Below are 11,994 nucleotides of genomic sequence, written 5' to 3'. Positions count from 1 at the left end.
TTTGTATGAATGCCGATCTGAATAACGCGAATAAGACGAACCGCCGGAGGACGGTCAAGACCCGCAGCCGCTTCACGACGCTGCTGACCGTCTATTTCTTCGTGGCGCTGATCATCCCCAACTGCGTGCTGGCCAATACGGAGCCTTACTCGGTGTGGACCGTCGAGGCGCTGATCCTCATGCCGCTGGGATTCTACATAATGTGGAGCGTGGCGCTGCGGCGTTCGGGCGTGATGATCTGGCTGGCCTTCCCGTTCATCTTCTTCTGCGCCTTCCAGATCGTGCTGCTGTACCTGTTCGGCAACTCGATCATCGCCACGGACATGTTCACGAACCTGCTGACGACCAATCCGGGCGAGGCGGGCGAACTGCTGGGCAACATCTATCCGTCGGTGGTTCTGGTCTGCGTCATCTACCTGCCGCTGCTGTGGCTCGCGGCCCGCGAGATCGGACACAAACGCTACATCACGCGCACGGCGCGCATGAACATCGGTCTGACCGGGGCGGCGCTCTTCGCCGTGGGCCTGCTGGCCCTGTGGCCCGCCTACCACGTCAGCGAGGAGCGGCACGTGCTGCGCGACGAGATTTTCCCGCTCAACATCATGTACAACCTCGGGTTGAGCGGCTCGGAGTTCCGCAAGTCGTACAACTTCCACAAAACCTCCGAGGGCTTCACCTACGAGGCCGAACGCACGGCCGAAGCTCCGGGACGCGAGGTCTACGTATATATCATCGGGGAGGCGTCGCGCGCGATGAACTGGCAGCTCTACGGCTACGGGCGGGAGACCAATCCCCTGCTCTCCGGAGTCGGCGATCTGGTGGTTTTCCGCGACGTGCTGACCCAGAGCAACACCACCCACAAGAGCGTGCCGCTGATCCTCTCGTCCGTAGCCACCGGCGAACACGAGGAGCTGTACCGCCGCAAGGGCCTTCCGGCGCTCTTCAACGAGGCGGGATTCGACACGTGGTTCATCTCCAACCAGTCGCCGCAGGGCGCGATGATCGACCACCTGGCCCACGACGCCAGACACGTGATCTACATCCGCTCGCCGCGCCACGACACGCAGCTGCTCGACGAGATGCGCAAGGCGCTCGAAAGAAGCACGTCGCAGAAACTCCTTTTCGTGCTCCACTGCTACGGTTCGCACTTCAGCTACCACCAGCGCTATCCGCGCGAGTTCGCCCATTTCCAGCCCGACAACGACGTGGCGATCGCCCGGCAGCACCGTCCGATGCTCGTCAACGCCTACGACAACTCGATCCGTTACACGGATTATTTCCTCGCGCAGACCATTGATTACCTGCGGTCGCTGAAAGGCACTTCATCGGCCCTGCTCTACTGCGCGGACCACGGCGAAGACCTGATCGACGACGACCGCGAACGCTTCCTGCACGCCTCGCCCACGACGACGGCCTATCAGCTCTACGTGGCGTCGCTGGCCTGGTTCTCGGAGGATTACCGGACCCATTTCCCCGAAAAGGCCGCCGCCGCCGAGGCCAACGAGACGGCTCCCGCGACGACCCACGCGCTGTTTCACACGATGGCCGACATGGCTTCGATCCGCGGACGGTTCCTCACGACGAAGGTCTCGCTCGTAAGCCCCGATTTCGACCGCACGGCTCCGCGCCGCTACCTGAACGACCACAACGAAGCCGTGCCCTTCCGCAAGACGGGCCTGCGGCACGAGGACATGGAGGTGTTCCGGAAATACGGAATCGAACTTTAGGTTCCGATTTCAGACGGCTATTTCCGCACATCCCCCGTTTTCGATTTCAGAGACGCCTATTCGCGCCTGAACGAAACGCGGCACGGATGGGCAGTATAAAAACACCCATTCGTACCGCGTGAGAGCAAGTGCGAAGACGCCCTATAAAACCGGAAACGATAAAGGCTGCCCCGAAGGACAGCCTTTATCGTTGTGCGGAACTCAATTATTTCGCAGCTTCTACGGAAACCTTGCGGAACTCCTTCATCAGCTTCGAAATTTCGAGAGCCGATTTGCGGGCGCGCGTGCCGGCAGCCTTGTTGTTCTTCTCTACCTGGGCAGCTGCGTTGGCTGCAAACACCTCAAACTCTGCGTTGATCTTTTCTACTAATTCTTTCATAGTTTTATTTATTAAATTGGGTTTGTTATCAACGCAAAGATATAAAAATATTCTAAACAACATCATTCGGAACGGGAAAAACAGTTTTTTTTGCAGGAAAAACCCTATTTCAAGGGGCTGACGGTACGTTTTTTGCCTTTCCTGCGGTGTAAAACATACCCTTATGGACAGACTTTTTCCCGCCGCATGTCTTTTCGCCGCGCTCCTCACGGGCTGCGCGCAACATACGCCGAAACAGGCGGCGCCTCCCCTGCGGGTCGGGGTGGCCGAAGCCGCCGTCGACAGCGTACCCAACCGCATGAGTTTCATCGGTTACCTCGCGAGCAACTTCGACGCCGTGATCCAGCCGCGCGTGAACGGCTACCTCTCGTCGAAGCAATACGGCAACGGCATGCCCGTACGGCGCGGCCAGCTGCTGTTCACCATCGACCCCGACCAGCTGTCGACCTCGATGCTGGCGGCCGAAGCCGAACTCGAATCGGCCCGTGCGCAGGCCCTCGAAGCCCGCAACAACTACGACCGCGCCGTGCCGCTGGCGCGCATCGACGCCATCAGCCAGTCGCAGCTGGACCAGTACACGGCCCAATGGAAGGCCGCCGAGGCCTCGGTGCGCTCGGCGGAGCAGTCGCTGCGCAACGCCCGCATGAACGTGGGATACACCGAGCTGCGCTCGCCCATCGACGGCATCATCGAGCACACGGCGGCGCACGTGGGCGACTACGTGGGTCCCGGCACGCAGTTCAGCGTGCTGACGACCGTGTCGAACATCGACACGCTGACGGTCGACGTGGCGATTCCGATGTCGCAGTACCTGCGCTATGCGGGCGACCGGACTTCGATCTACGACAACGAAGGGCTGCTGTCGGACATCCGTCTCGTGCTGGCCGACGGCTCGCGATACCCGCTCGGAGGAATCTACGACTACACGCGCAAGGATGTCTCGTCGACCACCGGGACGCTCGTCGTGGTGGTGATGTTCCCCAATCCCGACGAGACGCTGAAGCCCGGACAGTTCGCCCGCGTGGAGGCCAGCGTGGGCCCCGTGCGGCCGCGCGTCGTCGTGCCCCAGCAGGCCGTGAGCCAGACGCAGGACATCGCGTCGGTGTGGGTCGTGGAGGCCGACAGCACGGTGCACTACCGCCGCGTCACCCCGGGCGACACCTACGGCGCGATGTGGTGCATCGACGAGGGACTCGACCGGGGCGAACGGGTCGTGGTCGCCGGGCAGCAGAAACTGCACGACGGCGCAAAGGTGATCCCCGAAAACCCGACTGCGCGGAGGACTGAACAGGCCGCCGCTGCGGAGCAGGCGGGCAAGCGTCTCGAAAAACGGTAGTCCTATGGAAAAATTCTTTGTTTCGCGCCCGATTTTCGCCATTTCGCTGGCCATCGTCATCGTGCTCGTCGGCCTGATCTCGATCATGGGGCTGCCCATCGAACAGTACCCCGACATCACGCCTCCGGTCGTGGAGGTGTCGGCCACCTACGACGGCGCCGACGCCGAGACGGTCAACAACGCCGTGGCGACGCCCGTGGCCCAGGCCGTGATGGGCGTCAGCGACATGCTCTACATGCAGGCCACCTCGGCCAACGACGGTTCGATGGTCCTGCAGGTCACCTTCGACATTGGCTCCGATCCCGACCTCGACGCCATCTTCACCCAGAACAACGTCTCGTCGGCCACGGCCGAACTCCCCGCGACGGTCACCCGGCAGGGGGTCACGACACGCAAGACCATGACGGGATTCCTGATGGTCTACTCGCTGCACAGCGACGGCCGCTACGACGGGGAGTTCCTCTCGAATTACGCCTACATCAATCTCCAGAACGAGCTGCTGAAGATCGACGGCGTGGGCAAGGTCTCGATCATGGGCGCGGGCGAATACGCCATGCGGGTGTGGCTGCGGCCCGACGTGCTGAAATACTACGGCATCGCCGTCGGCGAGGTGACGGCCGCCATCGAGAAGCAGGGCGGCATCTACCCTGCCGGGCAGTTCGGCGCCGAGCCGGCTCCCGACGGCGTGGCCTACACCTATACGGTGACCATGCCGCCGCAGATCTCCACCGCCGCGGAGTTCGCCGACATCGTCGTGCGGACCACCTCCTCGGGCGAACAGATCCGTCTGGGCGACATCGCCGAGGTGTCGCTCGGCAGCCAGACCTACGGCGTAAGCTCGTCCTACGAGAGCGACCCGACGGCCATGATCGTCATTTACCAGCAGCCGGGCAGCAACGCCGTGGCCGTGGGCGGCAAGGTCAAGGCCGCGATGGAACGCCTCTCGCAGCGGTTTCCGGACGGCGTCGAGGCCGCCACGATCGTCGACAGCACCACGAGCATCGACGCCGGCGTGAAGGACATCTTCCGCACGCTCGTCATCGCCCTCATACTCGTCATCTTCATCATCTTCCTCTTCCTCCAGGACTGGCGCGCGACGGTCATCCCCCTGGTGGCGATCCCCGTGTCGCTCGTCGGCGCCTTCGCGCTGTTCCCGCTGCTGGGATTTTCCATCAACATCATCTCGCTGCTGGGACTGGTGCTGGCCATCGGCCTTGTGGTCGACGACGCCATCGTCGTCGTCGAGGCCGCGCAGGTCAATATCGAACGGGGCATGAAACCCCGCGAGGCGGCGCTGGAGGCCATGCGCAACGTGGCCTCGCCGATCGTCGCCACGACAGTCGTGCTGCTGGCCGTATTCATCCCCGTGTCGTTCACCGGCGGCATCACGGGGCGGCTGTTCCAGCAGTTTTCGGTGACGATCGCCGTTTCGGTGGTCATCTCGGCCTTCAACGCCCTGACGCTCTCCCCGGCGCTCTGCGCCCTGCTGCTGCGACGCCGGGAACCGTCGCAAAAGGGATTTTTCGCCGCCTTCAACCGCTGGTTCGCACGGCAGATGGACCGTTACACGGCCTTCACGCCGACGCTGATGCGCCACGTCGCCCGCACGGGCGTGTTCGTGGCCGTGGTCCTCGGGGTGATCTTCGTCGTGTGGCGCAAACTGCCCGCGGGATTCCTCCCCGAGGAGGATCAGGGCTACGTGATGGTGATGGTCTCGACGCCCGAAGCCTCGTCGCTGCAAGTGACCCGACAGGCGATGGCCGATGCCGACGCTGTGATCCGCACGCTTCCCGAGGTCGCCTCGACGTCGTTCGCCGCGGGATTCAACATGATGGCCGGCATCGCCTCGACGTCGAGCGGCATCATCTTCGTCAAACTCGTCGACTACTCCGACCGCAGGCTCTCGGCCATGCAGATCGCCCAGCGGCTCACCGGAGAGCTTTACGTCGCGGTTCCGGGGGCCGAATGCTACGCCTTCATCCCGCCTTCGATTCCCGGACTGGGCGTCACCTCGGGCGTCTCGGTCGAGGTGCAGGACCTCGAAGGGCGCGGCACGGCCTACCTGATGGAAAACGCCGGGCGGCTGATGGATTCGCTGCGCAAAAATCCCGCGATCGCCTCGGTCACCACGCAGTTCGACGCCGGGGTTCCCCAGCGGCGGCTGCGTATCGACAAGCAGCAGGCGCTGGCCGCCGGCGTGGACCTCGGGACGCTCTACGGCGAGCTGACCACCCTGCTGGGCGGCGCGTACATCAACAATTTCACACGCTTCGGCAAACTCTACCAGACCTACATCCAGGCCGCGCCCGACTACCGCCTCGACCGGCGGTCGCTGGACAGCTACTACGTCACCTCGGCCTCGGGCGAGAGCGTTCCCGTGGCATCGCTGATCGACGTGGCGGACACCGTGGGCGTGGAGTACGTCTCGCAGTTCAACCTCTACCGTTCCGTCTCGCTCACCGTCACCCCCGCGGCGCGGGCCTCGACGACGACCGTCATGCGGGAGATCACCGCCACGGCCGCCGAAACGCTGCCCGACGACATCGGCACGGCGTGGAGCGGAACCTCCTATCAGGAGGCCAACGCCTCGAAGACCGGCGGGCTGGTCTACGCGCTGGCCCTCGTGTTCGTGTTCCTCGCGCTGGCGGCCCTCTACGAATCGTGGGGGCTGCCGCTGGCGATCCTGATGAGCGTGCCGGTGGCGGTGCTGGGCGCGGTGCTGTTCGTCGGCGGCACGCACCTGATGAACAGCCTGTACGTCAACGACATCTACATGCAGATCTCGCTCGTCATGCTGATCGGGCTGGCGGCCAAGAACGCCATTCTGGTCGTCGAATACGCCGACCGGCTGTTCCGCGAGCAGGGCGCCTCGCTGATGGACGCCGCCATCGGAGCCGCGAAACTGCGCGTGAGACCGATCATTATGACCGCCTTCGCCTTCATCCTGGGCGTCATGCCCCTCGTCTTCGCCAGCGGCGTCTACGCCACGGCCCGCAACATCATGGGCGTGGCCCTCGTGGGCGGCATGCTCTTCGCCACGCTGCTGGGCATTTTCGTCTACCCCGCGCTCTACTATTTCGTCGGGAAGATCGGCCGCTTCGAACAGCGCCGCGAACTTAAAAAACAGGAGGAGAACGCATGAAAACGCAACTTACGATAGCCGCCGCCGTGCTGACGCTGGCCGCCTGCACCCCGAAATTCTACCCGCCGCAGGTCGCGACGCCCGAAAGTTACGTCTACGGCGCGGGCTTCTCGTCCGACACGACGGGCGTGGGCGAACGCTGGTGGGAACTCTTCGGCGACACGACGCTCGACGCGCTGGTCGAACAGGCGTTGGCGAACAACCGCGACGTGGCCGTAGCGGCCGCGCGCGTCCAGCAGGCCCGGGCCAACCTCAAGACCGTAAGGGCGCAATACCTGCCGCAGATCGGCGCGGAAGCCACCGCCGAGGGCGAATATACGCCCGAGACGAAAATCGTGCAGTCGTATGCCGTCGAACCGACCCTCTCGTGGGAACTGTCGCTGTTCGGGGCGCTGCGCAACGCCAAACGGGCCGCAAAGGCCGAAATCGCGGCCTCGGAGTGGGCTTTGGCGGGCGTCAGGCTCTCGCTGGCCGCCGAGGTCGCCACGACCTACTTCACGCTGCTGGAGTATGAACGCGACCTCTCGATCGCCCGCCAGACCCTCCGGCTGCGGCGCGAATCGGCCGCGCTGATCGACTCGATGTTCCGCTACGGCATGTCCGACGGCGTGGCGCTGGAGCAGGCCCGGAGCCTGGTCTACACCGCCGAGGCGGACATTCCGCAGTACTGCCGCGCCGTGGAGCAGACGTGGCTTTCGATGGGAATTCTGTTAGGCGAGACGCCCTCCCGGGCGCGGCTTTCCGGAGCGGGGCTGCGACTGCTGACCGACTACCGCCCCGCGGACATTCCCGTGGGACTGCCCTCGGAGCTGCTCAAACGCCGCCCCGACATCCGCCAGGCGCATTTCAACATGTTGCAGGCGGCGGCGCAGGCCGGGCAGGCTCGGAGCGCGCGATTCCCGTCCATCTCGCTGACTGCCAAAGGAGGAGTTGTATCCAGTTCAATCAAAGGTTTAACTGCGGCGAACCCCTGGGCGTGGGATGCGCTGGGTTCCGTCGCCGAGCCGATTTTCGGATTCGGGAAACTGCGCAACGCCGAGCGCGCCGCGATGGCGGCCTACACCCAGTCGGCCAAGACCTACGAGCAGACCGTGCTGACGGCGTTCGCCGATGTGGAAAAGGCATTGGTGGCCATCGCCACCTACCGCAGCCAGACCGAGCGCACGGGCGAACTGGTGCTCTCCAACGACCGCATCGCCACGATGACCCGCGCGCTCTACCGCAGCGGACTGTCCGACTACCTCGACGTGATCGACGCCGAGCGCAGTCTCTACCAGTCGCAGATGTCGCACGTCAACCTCGTCGTGCAGCAGTATATCAACTACGTCACGCTCTGCAAGGCGCTGGGCGGAGGATGGGTTGCCGCAGTGCAGAATTAAGGATATACCTACTTATGAGGATTGCGCAAGTCGCCGCAAAATCGTATCTTTGGGCGCAAAAATACAGTAGAAAAAATGCGCTTATCCGAACTGAAGACCGGCGAATCGGCGACGATTGTCAAAGTGATGGGCCACGGAGGCTTTCGCCGCCGCATCATGGAGATGGGTTTTGTCCGCGGACAGCGGGTCGAAGTGATTCTGAACGCCCCCCTGAAGGATCCGATCGAGTATAAAATCATGGGCTACGACATCTCGCTGCGGCGCAGCGAGGCCGATATGGTCGTCGTGCTCACCGACGACGAAGCCGGGGAGTACCTCGCGCGGCGCGAACACCACCGCCATCACCGCCACGCACACTCCGGGGAGTGCGGATGCCCCGCGGCGGAGACTGCGCCCGCGGAAATCCGGACGGAGGAGTTCGGCGCGACGGAATCCGACGAGGCGTGCTGCGCAAGCATCGACGAGGTCGTGGCGCGCCACTCCCGCACCATCGCCGTCGCGCTGGTGGGCAACCCCAACAGCGGCAAGACCTCGCTTTTCAACGCCATATCGGGCGGCCACGAGCATGTGGGCAATTACAGCGGCGTGACCGTCGGGGCCAAGATCGGCCACCGCACCTACCGCGGCTACCGTTTCGAGGTCACCGACCTGCCCGGAACCTACGCCCTCTCGGCCTACACGCCCGAGGAGCGTTACGTGCGTCACCACCTCGCCACGAAGACCCCCGACGTGGTGATAAACTCGGTAGTCGCCTCGAATTTAGAGCGAAACCTATACTTAACTACCGAACTGATTGATATAAACCCGCGCATGGTCGTGGCGCTCAACATGTTCGACGAGTTGCAGGACAGCGGCGCGAAACTCGATTACGACAGTCTGGGCCGCATGCTGGGCGTGCCGATGGTTCCCGTAGAGGCGCGCAACAACCGCGGCATAGAGGCTCTGCTGGACACGGTGATCGACGTTTTCGAGAACCGCGACGAGCGCGTGCGCCACATCCATATCAACATGGGCCCCGTGATCGACGAGGGGCTGCGCAAACTCAACGGCGACATGAGCGCCTTCCGCGACGAACTCCCGAAAAACTTCCCGCCCCGCTACTACGCGATGAAGATGCTCGAGGGCGACCGGCAGGCCGAAGAGAGCCTCCGCGGCTGCGAGCGTTACGGGGTGTGGGCCGAAATCCGCGACCGCGAGGCCCGGCGCATCGCCGGGGAGCTGGGCGAGGATGTCGAAACGGCCTTCGCCAACCAGAAATACGGATTCATCCAGGGTGCGCTGAAGGAGACCTTCACCCCCGGACGGCGCGAGGAGGTGACGACGACAGCCATGATCGACACCTTCGTGACGCACAAGCTGTGGGGATTCCCGATCTTCTTCGCGCTGATGTGGCTCATGTTCTGGTGCACGTTCAGCCTCGGAGCCTATCCGCAGGAGTGGATCGACGCGCTGGTGGGATGGATCGGCGGCGCGGCGGACGCGCTGCTGCCCGCGGGGCCGCTCCGCGACCTGCTGGTCGACGGCGTTATCGGCGGCGTGGGGGCCGTGATCGTCTTCCTGCCCAACATTATGATCCTTTACCTCTTCATCTCGTTCATGGAGGATTCGGGCTACCTGGCCCGCGCGGCGTTCATCATGGACCGCGTGATGCACCGCATCGGAGTGCACGGGAAATCGTTCATCCCGCTGATCATGGGCTTCGGCTGCAACGTGCCCGCGATCATGGCCTGCCGGACCATCGAAAGCCGCAGCAGCCGCCTGATAACCATACTCATTACGCCGTTCATGTCATGCAGCGCGCGAATTCCGATCTACCTCCTGCTGGCGGGCACGTTCTTCGCCGCCGACGCCGGGACGGTGATGCTGGGCCTCTACGCGCTGGGGATCGTGCTGGCTGTCGTTACGGCGCGGCTGATGCGGCGGTTCCTCTTCCCGGTGGACGAGACGCCGTTCGTGATGGAGCTGCCGCCCTACCGCCTCCCGACGTGGAAAACCACGTTCAGCCACATGTGGGACAAGTGTGCGCAGTACCTCAAGAAGATGGGCGGCATGATCCTGATCGCTTCGGTCATCGTGTGGTTTTTGAGCTACTACCCCCGCACGGACGCCGCCGCCGGAACCGAGGCGCACTACGAAAATTCCTACCTCGGACGGCTCGGCAAGGGCTGCGAGCCGGTGTTCAGCCCCCTGGGATTCAATTGGAAAGCCGGCGTGTCCCTGCTGTCGGGCCTCCCGGCCAAAGAGATCGTGGTGTCGACGCTCGGCGTGCTCTACTCCGAAGGCGCCGCGACCGCTCCCGCAGAGCAGGAGGCCGTGATCGGCGATGCGGACGGCGCGACGGAAATCATCGTGAAAACGGACGATCCGACGCCGGCAAAGGCATTCCGGACCGCGGAAGAGGAGGAGGCGGACTCGCTCTCGCAGCGGCTGCTCGCGAGCGGCGACTTCACGACGGCCTCGGCGCTGGCGTTCCTCATCTTCATCCTGCTCTACATGCCCTGCATCGCCACGGTGGCCGCCATCGGCGCCGAAGCCGGGTGGAAATGGGCTGCGGCGTCGGTGGTTTACAACACGACGCTGGCCTGGTTCGTGGCGTGGATCGTATATCGGATCGCACTGATATTCTGAACGATGGACTGGCAGGATTACATCGTCGCAGCCATCGGGCTGGCGGTTGCGGCCATTGTCGCGAGGCGGCTGTGGTGTTTCGCGCGCGGACGGCGGCGGGGAGGATGCGCGTCGTGCGCGTCGGCGCAATGCCCGCTCAAGAAGCGCACCGGCAGGAATTGATTTGCCGGACACGGGCTGCGCCGGGGAGATTCTCCAAATAAATTTGGCATTGCACCCGGCATGCACTATATTTGTCGCCGCAAACGGCGGCAGGGTTCCGGGACCGGCTGAAAAGTCCGGTCCCGAACGTTCAAGGCCCGCCGCCAAAGTCGAACGACGATGACAGGACTTTTTCAGATTCTTCTTTTCTGGCTCATAGGCAATGCGTTGAGCCTTATCACCGGAGGTTACGTGTCGGGCAACATCATCGGCATGATCCTGCTCTTTGCTGCGTTGTGCCTGCGCTGGGTGCGGGCCGAGACGGTGCGCCCCGCGGCGCGGTTCCTGTTGGGGGCCATGGCGCTCTTTTTCGTGCCCTACGGGGTGGGGCTGATGGACTCCTACCGGGTGATCCTCGAAAACCTCTGGGCCATCCTCGTCTCGGGAATCGTCTCGACGATCCTCGTGCTGATCGTCGCCGGCCAGACCTTCCAGAGCCTGAACCGCCGCGCCCGCCTGCGGCACATCAAACAACTCCGCCACGATGCCTGACGCCTCATTTCTCTCCTCGGACCTCTTTCTGCTGACCCTCACCGTGGGGCTTTACTGCCTCGGAGGGATGATCTACCGCCGTACGCGGCTGCCGCTGCTGCATCCCGTGCTGCTGACGTTCGTCGCCGTGATCGTCTTCCTGCGCTGCGCCGGAATCGGCTACGAGCGTTACCGCGACGCCACGGGCATCCTCAATTTCGCCCTCGGCATGTCGGTCGTGGCGCTCGGGTATCTGCTCTACGAACAGTTGGAACGCCTGCGCGGAAGCCTGCTTCCCGTGGGCATGGCCACGCTCGCGGGATGCGTCGTCGGGGTGTTGAGCGTCGTCTATATCGCCATGGCGTTCGGCGCCGAGCGGCAGATTCTCAACTCCATAGCCCCCAAGTCGGTCACGGTGCCCATCGCCGTGTCGGTCGCCGGACCGCTGGGCGGCAACGTCTCGGTGACGTCGGTCGTGGTCTTCTGCGTGGGGATTTTCGGCAGCATCTTCGGCGAATGGATTCTGCGCCGCTGCGGGGTCCGCGACCCCGAGGCCCGGGGATTCGCCCTCGGAGCCGCAGCCCACGGCATCGGCACGGCCCGCGCCATCGAAATAGGAGCCGCCGAAGGGGCTTTGAGCGGTCTGGCCATGGCCCTGATGGGGCTGGCGACGGCGCTGCTCATGCCGCTGATGGAGAAATATCTGTATTAGACGCAAGGCCCTGTGCGCA

The 11,994-nt window shown here is 63.8% G+C and carries 8 protein-coding genes; 7 read left to right on the top strand and 1 reads right to left on the bottom strand.

Annotated elements, in window-relative coordinates; genetic code table 11:
* Positions 1 to 5: 5 nt before the first annotated feature.
* Positions 6 to 1,727, top strand: a complete 1,722-nt coding sequence (locus NQ492_RS14950; RefSeq protein WP_015546076.1) for a lipid A phosphoethanolamine transferase — start codon at positions 6 to 8, stop codon at positions 1,725 to 1,727.
* Positions 1,728 to 1,932: 205 nt separating this feature from the next.
* Here the strand turns inward: NQ492_RS14950 and NQ492_RS14945 are convergent, their stop codons facing one another.
* Positions 1,933 to 2,106, bottom strand: a complete 174-nt coding sequence (locus tag NQ492_RS14945) for a histone H1-like protein Hc1 (protein WP_022061855.1) — start codon at positions 2,104 to 2,106, stop codon at positions 1,933 to 1,935.
* Positions 2,107 to 2,269: 163 nt separating this feature from the next.
* Between NQ492_RS14945 and NQ492_RS14940 the strand changes: the two genes are divergently transcribed.
* The 6 genes from NQ492_RS14940 (at position 2,270) to NQ492_RS14915 (ending at position 11,975) form a co-directional block, all read left to right on the top strand.
* On the top strand, positions 2,270 to 3,442 hold the full coding sequence (locus tag NQ492_RS14940) for an efflux RND transporter periplasmic adaptor subunit (protein WP_015546074.1): 1,173 nt from the start codon (positions 2,270 to 2,272) through the stop codon (positions 3,440 to 3,442).
* A 4-nt stretch (positions 3,443 to 3,446) separates the two neighbouring features.
* The gene (locus NQ492_RS14935; RefSeq protein ID WP_015546073.1) at positions 3,447 to 6,584 is read left to right on the top strand and encodes an efflux RND transporter permease subunit; all 3,138 of its coding nucleotides are present in this window, start codon (positions 3,447 to 3,449) and stop codon (positions 6,582 to 6,584) included.
* The gene (locus tag NQ492_RS14930) at positions 6,581 to 7,963 is read left to right on the top strand and encodes an efflux transporter outer membrane subunit (protein WP_015546072.1); all 1,383 of its coding nucleotides are present in this window, start codon (positions 6,581 to 6,583) and stop codon (positions 7,961 to 7,963) included. The genes NQ492_RS14935 and NQ492_RS14930 overlap by 4 nt, the downstream gene beginning before the upstream one ends.
* 75 nt (positions 7,964 to 8,038) lie before the next feature.
* Positions 8,039 to 10,591, top strand: coding sequence for a ferrous iron transport protein B (gene feoB, locus NQ492_RS14925; RefSeq protein ID WP_015546071.1), 2,553 nt, complete (start codon positions 8,039 to 8,041; stop codon positions 10,589 to 10,591).
* A 321-nt stretch (positions 10,592 to 10,912) separates the two neighbouring features.
* Positions 10,913 to 11,284: a CidA/LrgA family protein gene (locus tag NQ492_RS14920; protein WP_015546070.1), complete on the top strand. Its 372-nt coding sequence runs from the start codon at positions 10,913 to 10,915 to the stop codon at positions 11,282 to 11,284.
* Positions 11,277 to 11,975, top strand: a complete 699-nt coding sequence (locus NQ492_RS14915) for an LrgB family protein (protein WP_015546069.1) — start codon at positions 11,277 to 11,279, stop codon at positions 11,973 to 11,975. Before NQ492_RS14920 ends, NQ492_RS14915 begins: the two co-directional genes overlap by 8 nt.
* The last annotated feature ends 19 nt before the right edge of the window (positions 11,976 to 11,994 follow it).

Origin of the sequence: Alistipes shahii WAL 8301, from assembly GCF_025145845.1 — a bacterium.
Lineage (GTDB): Bacteria > Bacteroidota > Bacteroidia > Bacteroidales > Rikenellaceae > Alistipes > Alistipes shahii.
Note: the sequence above shows the minus strand (reverse complement) of the source record. Positions and strands in the feature narration are given on the sequence as shown.

What these genes read in the sequence shown, in the direction of transcription:
- NQ492_RS14950 (WP_015546076.1), top strand. Translation starts at nt 6, where the DNA reads ATGAATGCCGATCTGAATAACGCGAATAAGACGAACCGCCGGAGGACG.
- NQ492_RS14945 (WP_022061855.1), bottom strand. Translation starts at nt 2,106, where the DNA reads ATGAAAGAATTAGTAGAAAAGATCAACGCAGAGTTTGAGGTGTTTGCA.
- NQ492_RS14940 (WP_015546074.1), top strand. Translation starts at nt 2,270, where the DNA reads ATGGACAGACTTTTTCCCGCCGCATGTCTTTTCGCCGCGCTCCTCACG.
- NQ492_RS14935 (WP_015546073.1), top strand. Translation starts at nt 3,447, where the DNA reads ATGGAAAAATTCTTTGTTTCGCGCCCGATTTTCGCCATTTCGCTGGCC.
- NQ492_RS14930 (WP_015546072.1), top strand. Translation starts at nt 6,581, where the DNA reads ATGAAAACGCAACTTACGATAGCCGCCGCCGTGCTGACGCTGGCCGCC.
- feoB (WP_015546071.1), top strand. Translation starts at nt 8,039, where the DNA reads ATGCGCTTATCCGAACTGAAGACCGGCGAATCGGCGACGATTGTCAAA.
- NQ492_RS14920 (WP_015546070.1), top strand. Translation starts at nt 10,913, where the DNA reads ATGACAGGACTTTTTCAGATTCTTCTTTTCTGGCTCATAGGCAATGCG.
- NQ492_RS14915 (WP_015546069.1), top strand. Translation starts at nt 11,277, where the DNA reads ATGCCTGACGCCTCATTTCTCTCCTCGGACCTCTTTCTGCTGACCCTC.